Source organism: Flavihumibacter sp. CACIAM 22H1 (assembly GCF_001601815.1).
In the GTDB taxonomy this organism is placed as follows: Bacteria; Bacteroidota; Bacteroidia; order Chitinophagales; family Chitinophagaceae; genus Flavihumibacter.
Map to the genome: position 1 here is coordinate 1 of NZ_LUKG01000062.1, position 15,441 is coordinate 15,441.

Annotated in this window: 17 protein-coding genes and 1 tRNA gene; 9 read left to right on the plus strand and 9 right to left on the minus strand. The window is 46.4% G+C overall.

Annotation, left to right across the window (positions count from 1 at the left end):
* The 7 genes from A1D16_RS15350 to A1D16_RS15380 form a co-directional block, all read right to left on the minus strand.
* Positions 1-397 (minus strand): AAA family ATPase (locus A1D16_RS15350; RefSeq protein WP_290711063.1); only part of this gene is annotated, 397 nt, incomplete at its 3' end.
* A 138-nt stretch (positions 398-535) separates the two neighbouring features.
* Positions 536-617: transfer RNA gene (locus tag A1D16_RS15355), tRNA-Leu, on the minus strand.
* A 66-nt stretch (positions 618-683) separates the two neighbouring features.
* Positions 684-1,616 carry a DMT family transporter gene (locus A1D16_RS15360; RefSeq protein WP_290711065.1) on the minus strand — a complete coding sequence of 311 codons (933 nt, stop codon included), beginning with the start codon at positions 1,614-1,616 and terminating at the stop codon, positions 684-686.
* Complete coding sequence (locus tag A1D16_RS15365) at positions 1,617-2,429, minus strand: 2,3,4,5-tetrahydropyridine-2,6-dicarboxylate N-succinyltransferase (RefSeq protein ID WP_290711067.1); 813 nt, start codon at positions 2,427-2,429, stop codon at positions 1,617-1,619.
* A 53-nt stretch (positions 2,430-2,482) separates the two neighbouring features.
* On the minus strand, positions 2,483-3,076 hold the full coding sequence (locus tag A1D16_RS15370) for a porin family protein (protein WP_290711069.1): 594 nt from the start codon (positions 3,074-3,076) through the stop codon (positions 2,483-2,485).
* A gap of 106 nt (positions 3,077-3,182) precedes the next feature.
* Positions 3,183-4,430: a metallophosphoesterase gene (locus A1D16_RS15375; protein WP_290711071.1), complete on the minus strand. Its 1,248-nt coding sequence runs from the start codon at positions 4,428-4,430 to the stop codon at positions 3,183-3,185.
* Positions 4,431-4,442: 12 nt separating this feature from the next.
* Entirely contained in the window at positions 4,443-4,952 is a 510-nt protein-coding gene (locus A1D16_RS15380; protein WP_290711073.1) for an NAD(P)H-dependent oxidoreductase, read from the minus strand.
* A 105-nt stretch (positions 4,953-5,057) separates the two neighbouring features.
* Between A1D16_RS15380 and A1D16_RS15385 the strand changes: the two genes are divergently transcribed.
* The 6 genes from A1D16_RS15385 (at position 5,058) to A1D16_RS15410 (ending at position 9,643) form a co-directional block, all read left to right on the plus strand.
* Positions 5,058-5,738 (plus strand): metal-dependent hydrolase, encoded by a 681-nt coding sequence (locus A1D16_RS15385; RefSeq protein WP_290711075.1) that lies wholly within the window; start codon positions 5,058-5,060, stop codon positions 5,736-5,738.
* A gap of 38 nt (positions 5,739-5,776) precedes the next feature.
* Complete coding sequence (locus A1D16_RS15390; protein ID WP_290711077.1) at positions 5,777-6,610, plus strand: AAA family ATPase; 834 nt, start codon at positions 5,777-5,779, stop codon at positions 6,608-6,610.
* A 52-nt stretch (positions 6,611-6,662) separates the two neighbouring features.
* Positions 6,663-7,595: a ParB/RepB/Spo0J family partition protein gene (locus tag A1D16_RS15395; RefSeq protein WP_290711079.1), complete on the plus strand. Its 933-nt coding sequence runs from the start codon at positions 6,663-6,665 to the stop codon at positions 7,593-7,595.
* A gap of 3 nt (positions 7,596-7,598) precedes the next feature.
* Complete coding sequence (locus A1D16_RS15400; RefSeq protein ID WP_290711081.1) at positions 7,599-8,393, plus strand: DUF5683 domain-containing protein; 795 nt, start codon at positions 7,599-7,601, stop codon at positions 8,391-8,393.
* 112 nt (positions 8,394-8,505) lie between these two features.
* Positions 8,506-9,222: a 4-hydroxy-tetrahydrodipicolinate reductase gene (gene dapB, locus A1D16_RS15405; RefSeq protein ID WP_290711083.1), complete on the plus strand. Its 717-nt coding sequence runs from the start codon at positions 8,506-8,508 to the stop codon at positions 9,220-9,222.
* Positions 9,223-9,232: 10 nt separating this feature from the next.
* Positions 9,233-9,643 (plus strand): Rrf2 family transcriptional regulator, encoded by a 411-nt coding sequence (locus A1D16_RS15410; protein WP_290711085.1) that lies wholly within the window; start codon positions 9,233-9,235, stop codon positions 9,641-9,643.
* Positions 9,644-9,660: 17 nt separating this feature from the next.
* Here A1D16_RS15410 and A1D16_RS15415 read toward each other — a convergent pair whose 3' ends face one another.
* Positions 9,661-10,920, minus strand: coding sequence for a TlpA disulfide reductase family protein (locus A1D16_RS15415; protein ID WP_290711087.1), 1,260 nt, complete (start codon positions 10,918-10,920; stop codon positions 9,661-9,663).
* A gap of 68 nt (positions 10,921-10,988) precedes the next feature.
* A complete protein-coding gene (locus tag A1D16_RS15420; protein ID WP_290711089.1) occupies positions 10,989-11,936 on the minus strand; it encodes an NAD-dependent epimerase/dehydratase family protein in 948 nt (315 codons plus the stop codon).
* A gap of 129 nt (positions 11,937-12,065) precedes the next feature.
* On the opposite strand from A1D16_RS15420, the gene kdsA reads away from it, so the two are divergent.
* The 3 genes from kdsA to A1D16_RS15435 all read left to right on the plus strand — a co-directional run.
* On the plus strand, positions 12,066-12,884 hold the full coding sequence (gene kdsA / locus A1D16_RS15425; protein WP_290711091.1) for a 3-deoxy-8-phosphooctulonate synthase: 819 nt from the start codon (positions 12,066-12,068) through the stop codon (positions 12,882-12,884).
* A gap of 209 nt (positions 12,885-13,093) precedes the next feature.
* Positions 13,094-15,289, plus strand: a complete 2,196-nt coding sequence (locus A1D16_RS15430) for a hypothetical protein (protein WP_290711093.1) — start codon at positions 13,094-13,096, stop codon at positions 15,287-15,289.
* Positions 15,261-15,441: hypothetical protein (locus A1D16_RS15435; RefSeq protein WP_290711095.1), on the plus strand; the 181-nt coding region annotated here is incomplete at its 3' end. The genes A1D16_RS15430 and A1D16_RS15435, both read left to right, overlap by 29 nt.

The following is a 15,441-nucleotide window of genomic DNA, read 5'->3' on the forward strand; positions in this document are numbered from 1 at the left end:
AAGACTTATTGTGTAAAACGGTTGTGAATCCACCATTCTTCCCCCTCATGATTTCTAATGTTGAGCTGGAATCATTTTCTGTTAAACTGAAAGATATTTTGTTGCGCGAATCGCGTGTCCTTGAACCAGTTAAACGCTTGCCATGGTATAAATTTCCAATGTGCCTTGTTGGAGTATAAATGAAATCTGTAGAATCCAGCGACAAAGTGAAACTCTCTGGATGCCTTTTCCAATTACCTCCTTTTATTTTTAAGGTTTGACAACTTGAAATGGCAAATTGTATTCCCTGGATAAAGCTGCTTTTGCCAGAATTATTTGTGCCTATGAAAATATTTATTTGTCCAAGTTCAAGTTCCGCAGAGTCAATTTTTTTGAACTTATTTATTGCTACAATCATAAAGTGATGGCTAGGGGATAATAAAAGAAAGATAAGAAAAAGAGGGAGATAACCGAATCTATTGTGCCCTCCACCGTCCCCCGGAAAACAAAAAACCCTTGAAAGCTACTGCTATCAAGGGTTTCTCTTTTGTTTCCGTGCCCAGGACTGGATTCGAACCAGCACACCTCGCGGCGCCGCCACCTGAAGACGGTGCGTCTACCAATTTCGCCACCTGGGCATCCGTTGGTTGTTTAACGGGGTGCAAATATAGGAAATGATGCATTGCAGCCAAAAAAACAAACGCCTATTCAGAAGTTTTTTTTACCCCTGTTTTCCAGCCGATCATCGTTACCCCAAACACCACCAATACAGTTCCCAGTATCTGCAAACCATGCACAGGTTCATCCAGGAATATATAAGCCTGCGCTATGGTAGAAACCGGGCCAATAGAAGAAATAATGGCTGCATTATTACTGCCAATACGTTTCATCCCCGCCGTTAAAAAGAAAGACGGCAATACCGTAGCAATGATAGCCAGCAAAATCCCAAACTGTACCCGCTCGGGCGTCCAGTCAAAACCACCCACCCCCTTTTCCAGCAGATAATGGATAAAAATACCCCCCGATGCTGCCAGCATAGCATAGGCATTAAACCGGGTAGCCCCCAGTTTTGGGATCATCCGGCCACTGCCCGCCAGGTAGGCGGCATAGGTAATAGCACAGATAAAAATCATGAAGGAGCCAAAAATGAACCCATCCTTGCCATAATCAATCTGCAATTCGCCGTAATAAGCAATGCCAATACCCAGGTAGGTAATCAGCAGCGCCCAACCCTGCCGCCGGGTGAGCTTTTGCCGAAACAGGAAATAATTGATAAAGGCCGTGAAACTGGGGTACAAAAAAAGGATCAGCCGCTCTAACCCGGCGGAAATATACTGGAGACCCACAAAATCGAACCAACTGCTGGCATAATATCCAAAGAGCCCGCAGGCAATTACCCAGCCCCAGTTGCGCAGCGATACCGGCGCTTCCCCTTCCTGCCGGCTGTTCCACCAGGCCACCGCCACAAAAAACGGCACCGAAAACAACATGCGCAACATCAGTAAACTGATGGCATCGATATGCACTTCGCGATAGGCCAGTTTTACCATTACGGCCTTGGTTGAAAACAATACTGCACCGGCAAAGGTTAATACAAACCCCCACCAGTGCAGTTCTTTATTCGTTCCCTTACCCACTTACACACTTACGTTAAAATCACGCAAGGCATCGTTCAGGCTGGTCTTAAGATCCGTGCTTGGCTTCCGCTGCCCGATGATCAGCGCACAGCTTACCTGGTACTCTCCGGCGGCAAATTTTTTGGTATAAGAACCCGGAATTACAACCGAACGTGCCGGAACCCTTCCCTTATATTCTACCGGTGTAGCCCCGCTTACATCAATGATCTTGGTGCTTTGTGTAAGCACTACATTGGCGCCGAGCACGGCTTCCTTTTCCACAATTACCCCTTCCACTACTATACAACGGGATCCGATAAAACAACCATCTTCAATAATCACCGGCGCGGCCTGCAGCGGCTCCAGTACACCACCAATTCCAACCCCGCCGCTCAGGTGAACCCCTTTGCCGATCTGCGCGCAACTGCCCACTGTAGCCCAGGTATCAACCATAGTGCCCTCGTCTACATAGGCGCCGATATTCACATAACTCGGCATCATTACGACATTACGTCCCAGGAAGGCGCCATACCTTGCAATTGCATGCGGAACCGCCCGTACCCCCAGTGACGCATAATTTTTCTTCAGCAACATCTTATCATAAAACTCAAAGGGCCCTAACTCATAGGTCTGCATTTGCTGAATACCGAAATACATAAGTATGGCCTGTTTTACCCATTCATTTACGACCCAGCCGTTTTCACCCGGACTGGCAACCCGTAAACGTCCCTTATCTACTTCTTCAATTACGGCACGCACCGCATCGGCATAATGTGATTCCTTTAAAAGTTCCCGGTTACCCCAGGCTTCCTGTATCGTTGCTTGTAAAGACATTGGTAAAGAAAATTTTTGCAAACATAGCGCAAATGATCCTTACCCCATTGCGCTTATAAAATACGGATACCGACACCCACCTGAAAACCCTTGTTCTTCCAGGCATTATCAATATCGCCCGAATTGATGTCATTAATATTGGTAAAATAACGACCGGTGATATGAAACCCGCCGAAATTCAACTGGGCACCGGTTACAAATGATACCACACCAGAGTTAAACGCATCGCGCCCGTTTTGCAGCAGGGTTTTATCCTGGTTCAGCAATACCCCAAACTGCGGACCTGCATGTACCGAAAACCAATCGAGCAAGCGGTAATTCAGCGTGATCGGAATAGCCAGGTAATTTAATTTTACCTCTTTCCGGCTCGACCCCTCTATGGCATTATTGATAATATCTTCAAAATCATCGGCCGTTCGGGTACGGAACTCCGTCCACATCACTTCCGGCTGAATAAACCATTTTTTACCCAGGCCAATTTCCGCAAAGCCTCCAAGCTGGTAACCATAATTGAATTCTTCACTCATGGCTTTACCATCTACCTTGGTAAGATTGGCTCCACCTTTTACACCAAAATGCAATCCCTGTGCAGAACTTGACAGGGAAACGACCAGTAAGGCTACTAGAAAACTTAAGTTGGATTTCATAACGTTGGTTTGAGGAAAATTAGCGCCAATTATATGCCAACGGTTATGCTTACCTGTTAAATAAAAGGCAAAGAAACCGCCTTTAAACCTTTCACATTTTGCAAAGTCAAACGAGCTCCAAAACCGTGATCTCCGGTAAAATGCCCACTCTTCCGGGATACCCGATAAACCCAAACCCCCGGTTCACATATAGTTTTTGCCGGCCATCTTCATACAATCCCGCCCATTGTTTGTAGAGGTATTGTACCGGGCTCCATTTAAACCCCGGCAGTTCCACCCCAAATTGCATACCATGTGTATGTCCGCTTAACATCAGGTCGATATCGGAATAAGATTTCCGCACCTCAGCATCCCAATGACTGGGATCATGACTCATCAGAATCTTAAAAGCATGTTGTTCTGCCCCCTTATAGGCATTCGGCAAATTGCCGTATTTAGGAAAATTTGCTTTGGCGCCCCAGTTCTCAATACCGATCAACGCAATCTTATCGCCATTACGTTCCAGCACTACGTGTTCGTTCATCAGCAAACGCCAGCCCATATTGGCATGTACCTGCATCAGGTCGTTCAGGTTTTTATCCTTGGCTTCTCTCGATTCCCATTGTACATAATCGCCATAATCGTGGTTGCCCAATACGGAATACACCCCCAGGGGAGCTTTTAACTGCGAAAAAATTGCCTGGTAGGGCTCCATCTCAACCGCGCGGTCGTTCACCAGGTCGCCTGTGAACAAAATAAGATCCGGCTTCAGCTCCAGGATACGATCAATGCCTTTTTGAACGGCCATCTTATCTGTAAAACTTCCACTATGAATATCACTGATATGCACCAGTTTTAATCCTTTAAAAGCGGCAGGCAAATGATCATAGGCCAGTTTAACCCGCTTAACCGAATAATTGTATTTGTTGGTAAAACCTACCAACAGCGTGCCGAATAAGGTAGACCCCGCTGCCAGGCCAAACCAGCTCAGAAAAGCCGACCGGCTGATTCCCTCCTCCTGCTGAACAGCTGCCGCCTTTGCGGAAGGAATCAGTTTGCTGGCTGTGTATTGCACTCCCCGGCGAACATCGTCTACCAAAAAGAAAACACTTGCCAGGAATTTGGAAAAAAAGAGTCCTACAATGGTGGCAAATACGTAGGATCGAACGGCTTTCGGCCAGTTATCGGCCCCCAGTGCCGGCATAAATACCAGCAACACGGCCATCAGCACCGAAACCACCCAATAGCTGATGAAGAGCAGCAGCCGGGCTTTGGTTGTCCAGCTTTGCGTAACATACCGAAGCGCCTGGAACACATAAATATCCAGTAGGATTAATAAAACCAGGATTACCCAGATCATTCCAGAACTTCTCATTGATAAACTATTTTAGAAAGCGATGAATTCATCCAATTGCTGATTGATGGCGCGAAGGGTACCCTCGTCTTTGACGGATCCATCGGGATGCAGCAATACATTTACGACAGAAATCGGCAGTTTATGATGGTACACCAACATCTTTAAATAATGCAGGATACCGGTTAAATGTTCCATTCCGCGCAAATTTCCTGCTCTTCCGGTAGACACGCCTACCAATAAGGCTTTTTTACCCCACCAGCAATGCTGTATATCACTGCTGTCGAACAGGGATTTAAGTACGCCCGGAATACTGCCGTTGTATTCAGGGGATATGAAAATAAATTTGCCGGTTGGTATCAACAGGCGGTTTTCCAGCTCACGGATCTGGTCGTTGCGGCTGCTGACATCGAGGTTTTCCAGGGTCAATAAATTGGCCGGAACACCTTTTTCTTCCAGCATGCGCTGGTATTGGCGGGCTATTTTGATAGTATTACTGCCGGTTCTGTTGGTTCCTGATACAATTGTGTAGGTTGAATTCATGTTAGTCTGCTAAAATCTGCCATTCATAACAAGCTCCCGAATGGTTTGTTCCGGTTTTTTTGGGTTGAAACGTTATTTTTGCTGTCCTTACCAAAAAAGCAGCCCATGCAATATACATATTATGGTCATTCCTGTTTTTCTGTTGTTATTAATGGCAAACACCTGTTGTTTGACCCGTTTATCACCTATAATGAGCTGGCAGCAGGCATCGACATCCATAGTATTAAGGCGGATTATATATTGGTTTCACATGGCCATGCCGATCATATTGCCGATTGTATTGCCATTGCCACCCGAACCGGCGCCAAAGTGGTAGCCAATTGGGAGATCCATGAATGGCTGAACAAAAACGGGGTGGCCAATACCCACCCGATGAACACCGGCGGATCCTGGGATTTTGGCGATTTCCGGGTACGTTGTACCGTAGCCCAGCACTCCAGTGGGCTTCCGGACGGATCTTATGGCGGCAATCCAATGGGTTTCATCATTTACTCCGATGCCGGCAACTTTTATTATGCCGGTGATACCGCCTTAACCCTTGATATGCAATTGATTCCGCGTTGGGCAAAACTTAATTTTGCGGTCTTACCAATTGGCGACAATTTTACCATGAACGCTGCCGATGCCCTTGCTTGTGCTGAAATGATCCAGTGCCAGCAGGTGATTGGCGTACATTACGATACCTTTGGGTTTATTAAAATAGATCACCAGGGGGCGCAGGAGATTTTTACCCGGGGTGGAAAAAAATTGCACCTGGTAGGTATTGGAGATAGCATTTCGATTTAATACCTTACCCGAAAACCGCAAGAACTAGGAACTGAATTATGGCTAGAATTATTGGCGTAGCGAATCAAAAAGGTGGTGTAGGCAAAACCACCACTGCAATTAACCTTGCAGCAAGCTTTGCCGTACTTGAATTCCGGACCCTGTTGGTGGATGCAGATCCACAGGCCAACAGTACTACCGGAACAGGTTTCGACCTGCATAATATTACCCAAAGCCTGTACGATTGCATGGTTAATGGTACGCCGATCCGGGATGTGATCCTGAAATCGGATATCCCTCACCTGGATGTAGTGCCCTCGCATATTGACCTGGTGGGTGCAGAAATTGAAATGATCAATTATCCCAACCGCGAAAATGTACTGAAAGGTATCCTGCAACCGGTACTGGATGAATATGATTTTGTGGTGATTGACTGCTCCCCTTCCCTGGGTCTGATCACCGTAAATGCCCTGACAGCAGCAGATTCCGTAATTGTTCCGGTTCAAACAGAGTTTTTTGCCCTGGAAGGCTTAGGAAAACTGTTGAATACGATCAAAATAGTGCAGAACCGGCTGAACCCGGAACTGGAAATAGAAGGCATATTAATGACGATGTACGATGGTCGGCTGCGTTTATGCAACCAGGTGGTGAGTGAAGTACGCCGTCATTTTGATGAACTGGTCTTTAATACAATTGTACACCGGAACACCCGTATCAGCGAAGCCCCTTCCGTGGGTAAGCCGGTAATCTTATACGATGCCTACAGCAAAGGTTCTGTCAACTATCTGAACCTTGCCAAGGAGATCCTACAGAAAAACAATATGACAAAGATCAGCCAGGAAGACCGGGTAATGGAAGTGGAGGAAGAGGAAGAGGAAGAGGGGGAAGGATGAGAAGGGAAATAATGGTTCGTGGTTTTAAATTGTTTGATTTTTACGTTGCAAAATGACCAACCCAAATAAAAAAGACGCTACTAAAAAAGATGCGCTCGGAAAAGGAATACGTTCCTTGTTACAGAATATTGATGCTGATCTCAAAAGCACCAGCGGCCAGTTAAAACCGCAGGTAGTGGAACAGGCCACCAGCATGAGCCGCATTCCTATTGCTCAAATAGAAACCAATCCCAAACAACCCCGTCATGATTTTGATGAGCAGGCCCTGAATGAACTGGCGGCCTCCATAAAAATTCATGACATCATCCAGCCGATAACGGTTTCAAAACTGCCCTCTGGGAAATATCGCCTTATATCCGGTGAACGACGCTACCGCGCCTCCAAGATCGCCGGATTAAAAGATTTACCCGCCTATATCCGCCAGGCCGATGACCAGCAACTGCTGGAACTTGCCCTGCTGGAAAACCTGCAACGGGAAGACCTGAATGCCATAGAAGTTAGCCTGAGTTATAAACGGATGATGGATGAATTGAATTATACCCAGGAACAGGTGGCAGAACGGATGGGCAAGGAAAGAAGTACCGTAGCCAACTATATTCGCCTCCTGCGTTTACCGCCCGATATCCAGGTAGCCGTCCGCAATGGAGTAATGAGTATGGGGCATGCCCGTGCACTCATTAATGTAGATATGGTCGATAAGCAACTCTATATCTTCAATGAAATAAAGAACAAGGGCCTATCAGTTCGCCAAACCGAAGAACTGGTTCGTAAAATGTACAAAGAAGATGGCGCTGCTGTTAAATCTGCTCCAAAAACAGCGCTGCCGCCGGTTTACAAGAAAATTGAAGATAATTTAGCCTCCCATTTCAGCACCAAGGTAAAGTTGAACCATAGCAAAAAAGGACATGGCAGCATTACTCTGGAATACTATTCTATTCAGGAATTGAACAAATTGCTGGAATCGATGGGAGTAACGGTGAATTAACACATGATCAAGATACGAGTGGCAGTAGGGCTGGTTGTGCTAGCAGGGCTTATAAGCTTCCTGCCGGCTTATGCTGAACCGCTTCCGGTAGATTTCAGGTTTGCCGGTGCTATCTCCCGTTTGGTTTTGGAAAATGCCGACACTATTCCCCTTAGCAAAGACAGTGGCCAACGGCAACCCGTAAAACCAGGAGAAAAACCTGCCGGCAACCTCAAAACAGCCGATCAAAAAACTGCCAACCTGCAAACGGCCGATTCCACCAGTGCCGGAAAAAAAACAAAAGAACCGCATAACCCGCGGAAAGCCACCATACGTTCCGCAATTATTCCGGGCTGGGGACAGGTCTACAATAAAAAATACTGGAAAGTGCCAATTGTATACGCAGCCCTGGGCATAACGGGTTATGTATTTTTTGATAATATTAAAACCTATCGGGAAGTACGGTTTGCTTACAAGGTTACTGCCGGTAAAGACACGGCCAGTTGGGATAAAGTAGCGCCCTACCTGCGTGTGTTCGTGGAAAACAACGCTGTTTCTTCCCTGGATAACTACCGAAGAGAATTTAGACGGAACATTGATTATTCGGTGCTGGTATTCCTGCTTTTCTGGGGACTGAATGTGGTTGATGCTACCGTTGATGCTCACCTGAAAGAATTTGATGTGAGTCCCGAGCTCAGCATGAAACTCAAACCCCTGCTGCCCAATAACACCTATCAGTTAGGCCTGGGCAACACCGCCGGCCTTTCCCTGGTATTTGACATCCACAAAGCCAAACCCGCTAAGCTATTTGCCAAATAACCCTCGGCGCTCCTACCCGCTCCTTTTCCCACCTCCTTCCCCCATTCCCCTTATATTTGCCCTCAATTAGGAACTAACCACTCCCCATCATTCAAACTTCAAATTGCTGATTGTGAAAATAGCCCTTGTTGGATACGGAAAAATGGGACAGGCCATCGAAAAAATTGCAGTAGAAAGAGGCCATACCATTGCACTGAAAATTGACCTGGATAACCGGAATGACCTCAATGAAACCAAGCTTGCAGCCATTGACGTAGCTATCGAATTTACAAGCCCACACAGCGCTTTCGATAATATTATGGAGCTGTTGAAAGCAAAAGTACCGGTGGTTTGCGGCTCAACAGGCTGGCTCGATAAAAAAGAAGCCATTGACGAATACTGCCTGCAACAACAGGGAGCATTTCTGTATGCCAGCAACTTTTCCGTAGGCGTAAATATCTTCTTTGAACTAAATAAAAAACTGGCGCAGTTAATGGCCCATCAAACGGAGTACCGGGTAAAAATGGAAGAAATCCATCATACGCAAAAAAAAGATGCACCATCAGGTACAGCAGTAACACTGGCTGAGCAAATCCTCCAAAACATTCCACTTTACAAAAACTGGGTCAACCATTCCACCAACAAAGCCGAAGAACTGGAAATAATAAGTGAGCGAATTGACCCGGCACCCGGCACCCATAAAATACGTTACTCCTCGGAAATTGATGACATAGAAATAATTCATACCGCCCATAACCGTACCGGATTTGCTACAGGTGCAGTAATGGCGGCTGAATTTTTAAAAGGGAAAAAAGGTATTTTTGGAATGAACGATGTTCTGGGATTTTAAAGGCGATTGCATGATTTCAAAAAAAACCCAATATGGCTTAAAGGCACTAAGTTTCATGGCCCAGCGCGAACAGCAGGGCCCGATACTTATTGCAGATATTTCTACCGAACGAAATATTCCGATTAAATTCCTGGAAGCCATTCTGCTGGATCTGAAAAAAGCCGGTTTACTGGATAGTAAAAAAGGGAAAGGGGGCGGCTATTATTTTGCCGTTCCGCCTTCTGCTATAAAAGTTGCTACAGTTATAAGGCTCCTGGACGGCCCCATAGCACTACTCCCCTGCGCCAGCCTGAACTTTTATAAAAAATGCGAAGATTGTGATGAAATAACCTGCGGTCTTAACCATATTATGAAAGAAGTGCGCGATGCCAGTTTAGGAATACTGGAAAACCGCACTATCAGCGATATATCCTTTTCCTGAACACGGATCCGGTGCGGCTATTCTGCCAGCAGCTGGTTGATGGTTGCTTCAAACTCAGCTACATAGTTCGTGTAGGCTTCGCCGGTAGCCGGTCCAAAAAAACCACTGTGAACTTTTTTGATCTGGCCGTCCTTACCCACAAAAACAGTGCTTGGAAATACTTTGATCGGGGTTAATTGCGGCAGCGTTTTTTCTGTACGCAAGCTGTCTGAACTGGTTACCCCCGTAATGAGCATAGGATAAGTTACCTGGAACCGTTGCTGAAATTTCCGTAAACTTTTCATATACCGCGATGAATCGGTACTGTATTCATAGGCCAGCGACACCACTTCCAGCCCTCTTGCCTTGTGTTTTTTATAATATGCGCTTAGAAAATTGGTTTCATCCATGCAATTGGGGCACCAGGAACCCATTAACTGAATTACGACCACTTTGTTTCTAAAGCGCTCATCAGTAATACCAACCATACGACCCTCCAAATCAGGAAAACGAAAATTCAGGCGCGGTGCATCCGGCTTAAGGTAAACGCCGATTCCATCCAGGGGAAGCACCGCCTGTTCATTGCGGGAGGCAGAAAATTTTTCAAGGTGGGTTGGACCAGCATAAAAGCGGCCACCATCAATTGAATCGGTTGAGTGGATACGAGCCGTAAATACATAGGCATGGCTGCCGTCAAAAGTACTTAAGAATAAGCTATCTCCCCGAACAATGCCGTCGAGGTACCGGTAATCGCCGGAGGGTGCCAGGATGGTACCCGTTAGCTTGGCTCCTTTTTGTTCAAACTGTGCAATGGCAGGCCGGGCACTACCATCGGGCCGCAGGATAGTCATCGCCCATTTACCAGACAACTGGGCTACAGGAGCAGCACCGGCACTAAACCGGTCTTGTTGATGGGGCACAGCTACAAAGGGCATAACAGAAATATCCTTGGTAGTACCTTTGCGCCAATCGCCCTTAAGTGTGCCATCTTTTTGCAGCTGCAGAAAAAAAGCCGATTCAAAAAAAGGCAAATCAATCCATACGGAATCGCCTTTTCTCCGGATGTTGCGCACTTCAAGCCGTTCACTGGCATTTAAAATATAGATCACCGGCTGTTCTTTTTCATAAGCCAACTCAAAATTAAATACAATGGGATGGCCTTCTGCGCGAAGCAGGGAAGCCCGCCATGTACCAGTGGCCAGGGATTTGCCGGCTGCTTTTTTGGGGCCGGCAGACGCCTGGCTATAAGCCCCCCTACCAGCTATCAGTAAAAATGCGAAGAAGTAAAATTTTAGCATAACTATCCTATTCCGTCTGCCCGGCAATTTACGCCAGGCAGTTGGATTGCACCAGCAGTTTAACAGGACTACTGGTTTTTGAGGTTGGCCAGCATATCCGCCGTCATACGGTTCAGGTCATAATCCTGTTGCCATCCCCAGTCGCGCCGGGCAATATGGTCATCAATACTTTGCGGCCAGGAATCGGCTATTGCCTGGCGATAGTCGGGCTCGTATCGGATGGTAAACGCGGGAATATGCTGCTGAATAGAAGCAGCTATTTCTTTGGGAGAGAAACTCATACCCGAAATATTATAAGAAGTGCGAACCGTTATTTTTTCAGCCGGTGCTTCCATCAGCTCAATGGTGGCTTTGATGGCATCCGGCATATACATCATAGGCAGGTAGGTGTCTTCCTTTAAAAAGCAACGGTATGTACCTTCTTCCAGGGCTTCATGAAAAATTTCTACGGCATAATCGGTGGTACCACCCCCCGGCGCAGACTTATAACTGATTAACCCGGGATAGCGCAAACTACGTACATCCACCCCATATCGCTGGTGGTAATAATTACACCAGAACTCGCCGGCATATTTGGAAATTCCATATACGGTAGTAGGCTCAATTATAGTATACTGAGGGCAGTTTTGTTTAGGCGAAGTAGGGCCGAATACTGCAATGGATGAAGGCCAGTAAACTTTGGTAAGTTTTTCTTCCCGGGCAATATCCAGGACATTCAGCAGGCTTTGCATGTTGAGGTGCCAGGCCAGGTTAGGATTTTTTTCGCCCGTAGCCGACAGGATGGCAGCCAGTAAATAAACCTGTGTAATATTTTGCCGGATCACCAGCACATGCAGCATTTCTTTATTAAGTGCATCAATGGAAACATAGGGGCCGGTACCTTTCAGCAACTCGTTTTCTTCACGAAGATCAGAAGCCAATACATTGTTATTCCCGTATATTTTCCTCAGTGCCAGGGTTAACTCTACACCAATTTGTCCGCAGGCACCAATTACTAAAATTTTTTCTTTTGTCATAGCAATCGAAATTAGGCCTGCAAACCTACGGACAAAATGAATAGCTTTTTCACCAGCCAGATGGCACCGAAAGAAGGCGTCCGAAAGGAGGCGCCCCAACCGAGAAAATAGAAATCCTATCTTTGCCGCATGGAAAAATTTCTGCAAGAGCTATTTAAGGGACAGTCCTATGACGAGAAAAACTTTTTTTTGATTGCCGGACCCTGTGTTATTGAAAGCGAAGAGCTACTTACTGAAGTAGCTGAAAAAGTTAAACAGATCTGTACCAAACTGGGTATCCCTTACATATTTAAATCTTCTTACAGAAAAGCTAACAGAACCAGTGCCAGTTCCTTTACCGGGCTGGGAGATGAACTAGGGCTGGGATTACTCAAAAAAACAGGGGAAAAATTCGGTTTGCCTACCACAACGGATATTCATGCCCACGATGAGGCAGCCCCTGCAGCTAACTATGCCGACATTCTGCAGATACCCGCATTTTTATGCCGCCAAACAGACCTGCTGATAGCCGCCGCCGAAACCGGCAAAATTGTAAACGTAAAAAAAGGCCAGTTTTTAAGCGGGCCATCGATGAAATTTGCCGTGGAAAAAATAAGGCAGGCCGGTAACGATAAAATAATACTGACAGAACGGGGAACCACCTTTGGCTACCAGGACCTGGTGGTAGACTATCGGAATATCCCCTGGATGAAAGAACACGGTGTACCCGTGGTAATGGATTGCACCCATAGCCTGCAGCAGCCTAATCAAACCACTGGGGTAACAGGAGGTAATCCCCAACTTATCGGAACCATAGCGAAAGCAGCACTGGCGGCAGGGGCAGACGGGCTCTTTATCGAAACCCACCCCAACCCGGCAGTAGCCAAAAGCGATGGAGCTAATATGCTGCAGCTCGATCAACTGGAAGAACTCTTAACCAGCCTGGTTAGATTACGTAAAGCAGTGTAAATCAACCCGCCTGATTTTCATAAATCCATCCAAAAGTTAAACCTCGGCCCGGGTATACCAGTCTCATCCAGTAAATTCGTTCAATGGTCATATTCTTCTAAGAAGGTTGACCATGAATAATTAATTTTGCAGCTAATACCCAATTCCTGAAACGAGTAGTTAAAATAACCGGTTACCTAATCCTGTCGCTTCTGCTATTGGTGGTGCTGGTGTATTTTCTTCTGCAGGTCAGTTTTGTCCAGAATTATATTGCCCGGCAGGCAGCCAAACGGCTGTCCAAAGCCTTGAACACCGAGGTAAAAGTGGACCATATTGACCTGGAGTTTTTTAATACACTGTCGCTCAATGGAACCCTTGTGCGCGATCAACAGAAGGACACCCTGCTATATGCCGGCGCTCTTAAAGTAAATATTACCGACTGGTTTTTCGTAAAGGACAAGGTAGAGCTTACCTATATCGGGCTGGAAAACACCTTAATAGATTTTCACCGGGTAGACTCTAACTGGAATTACCAGTTCCTGGCAGATTATTTTGCCGCGCCTCCCAGCACTAAAAAACAGAACCCCATCCGCTTGTCTGTTAAAGAAATCGCCCTCAAAAACATCCGTTTACTTCAACGCGATGAGTGGCGGGGAGAAAACCTGGGCCTGTCTCTCCAATCGCTCGACCTTCAAGCCGAGGTCTTTGACCTGGTTAACAAAAATATCCAGATTCGCAACCTCTCCATTGTTCAGCCCAATTTTTCGATCTACAATTACGACGGACGAAGACCACCCCGTCCAAAAACTGCCCGGGCAGCCCTGCCGCCCAATGACCCGGAGCACCTGCGCTGGAACCCGGGCCGTTGGGCATTGGGTATCCGGAACCTTACGATCAAAAACGGCAGCCTGAAAAACGATATCGAAACGGAACGCGCACCTTACTATTATTTCGATGGTGCGCATTTCCAATTCAGCCAGATCAATAGTCAGTTCAGAGAAGTTAAACTGCAAAATGATACCATCAGCGCAGCCATTGAAATTGCCACTAAAGAACGATCCGGTTTTGAGGTAAAACAACTGAAAGCCAATCTCCGGTTTCATCCCGAAGCCATGGAGTTCCGCCAGCTGGATATCCGCACCCCGAAAAGTTATCTCCGCAATTATTATGCGATGCGGTATGATACGTTTGATGATATGAGTGATTTCATCGAATCGATCCAGTTGGAAGGAAATTTCACCGATGCTATTGTACACAGCGACGATATAGCGTTTTTTGCCCCGGAACTCGCCAACTGGAACACCAAAATAAGTCTCAGTGGAAAAGCCAGTGGCACCATCAGTAAACTGGAAGGGAAAAAAGTTATTGCCAAAGCAGGTAAGAACACCTACCTGAACGGCGACTTTATACTGAAAGGGCTACCCGATATAAAAAAATCCTACCTCGACGTAACCGTTCGGGATTTCAATGCCAGCTATGGAGATATTACCCAGTTTTTCCCGGTAATCAAAACCATCACCGAACCGCGGCTCGACCGGCTTGGTTTTCTGAAATTCAAAGGAAGCTTTACCGGCTTCCTCAATGATTTTGTAACCTACGGAACCATCGAAACCGCACTTGGCACGATTGCTACAGATGTAAACATGAAATTGCCGGAAAAAGGCGTACCACTCTATGTAGGAACCATCCAGACAGAAGAATTTGAAATCGGGCAGTTTATCGGCAATTCAATGCTCGGCGCTATCGGGGTTGCCGGCGATATCAAAGGAAAAGGCTTCACCCTCCAAAGCCTGGATGCCGGGCTTAAAGGGTATATCCCGTTTATTGTATACAATGGGTATGAATACCGCGATATTGAGATCGACGGAAAATTTGCCAAACGATTGTTCAACGGTAATGTGGCGGTTAATGATGAACACCTGGAAGCCAAGTTAAAAGGCCTGGTAGACTTATCGGGCGAAATTCCCCGTTTCGATTTCAGCGCCCTTGTAGTGAATGCCAACCTGCGCAGCATGAAATTTACGCGGGAGGAACTTGATTTCAACGGCACTTTTAACGTGAATTTCACCGGAAGCAATATAGATAATTTCCTGGGCTCAGCCCGGATCTCCGACGCCGCAGTATTTAACAATGGCCAGCGGATTTCCTTCGACAGTTTATATGTTGAATCCGGCATGCAGGAGAGCGGTAACAAAACCATTTCTGTCCGAAGCAATGAATTTGAAGGTATTCTGGCCGGGAAATTTAATATCTCCTCCCTGCCCGATGCGTTTCAAACCTTTCTGAACCGGTATTACCCCAGTTATATTGCTGCTTCCAAAACCACCGTAGACAATAATTTCAGCTTTTTCATCACCACCCGTAAAGTGGATGACTACCTGAGTTTGCTGGATACGATTGAAAGGCTTCAATTATGCCACCATTAACGGGCAGTTAAATACCAAAGAAAATATTTTCGATGTTGATGCGGAGATCCCGCAATTCGGGTATAATAAACTGGGCTTTAATGATGTAAAATTCCAGGCGCGCGGCAACTTCGATTCCCTGGCCGTCAGCACAACAGTTGGAGATATACAGG

Excerpts from the sequence above, each read along its gene's own strand:
- A1D16_RS15375 (WP_290711071.1), bottom strand. The coding sequence starts at position 4,430 with ATGAGAAGTTCTGGAATGATCTGGGTAATCCTGGTTTTATTAATCCTA.
- A1D16_RS15400 (WP_290711081.1), top strand. The coding sequence starts at position 7,599 with ATGATCAAGATACGAGTGGCAGTAGGGCTGGTTGTGCTAGCAGGGCTT.
- A1D16_RS15370 (WP_290711069.1), bottom strand. The coding sequence starts at position 3,076 with ATGAAATCCAACTTAAGTTTTCTAGTAGCCTTACTGGTCGTTTCCCTG.
- A1D16_RS15395 (WP_290711079.1), top strand. The coding sequence starts at position 6,663 with ATGACCAACCCAAATAAAAAAGACGCTACTAAAAAAGATGCGCTCGGA.
- kdsA (WP_290711091.1), top strand. The coding sequence starts at position 12,066 with ATGGAAAAATTTCTGCAAGAGCTATTTAAGGGACAGTCCTATGACGAG.
- A1D16_RS15385 (WP_290711075.1), top strand. The coding sequence starts at position 5,058 with ATGCAATATACATATTATGGTCATTCCTGTTTTTCTGTTGTTATTAAT.
- A1D16_RS15415 (WP_290711087.1), bottom strand. The coding sequence starts at position 10,920 with ATGCTAAAATTTTACTTCTTCGCATTTTTACTGATAGCTGGTAGGGGG.
- A1D16_RS15365 (WP_290711067.1), bottom strand. The coding sequence starts at position 2,429 with ATGTCTTTACAAGCAACGATACAGGAAGCCTGGGGTAACCGGGAACTT.
- A1D16_RS15420 (WP_290711089.1), bottom strand. The coding sequence starts at position 11,936 with ATGACAAAAGAAAAAATTTTAGTAATTGGTGCCTGCGGACAAATTGGT.
- A1D16_RS15410 (WP_290711085.1), top strand. The coding sequence starts at position 9,233 with ATGATTTCAAAAAAAACCCAATATGGCTTAAAGGCACTAAGTTTCATG.
- A1D16_RS15380 (WP_290711073.1), bottom strand. The coding sequence starts at position 4,952 with ATGAATTCAACCTACACAATTGTATCAGGAACCAACAGAACCGGCAGT.
- A1D16_RS15390 (WP_290711077.1), top strand. The coding sequence starts at position 5,777 with ATGGCTAGAATTATTGGCGTAGCGAATCAAAAAGGTGGTGTAGGCAAA.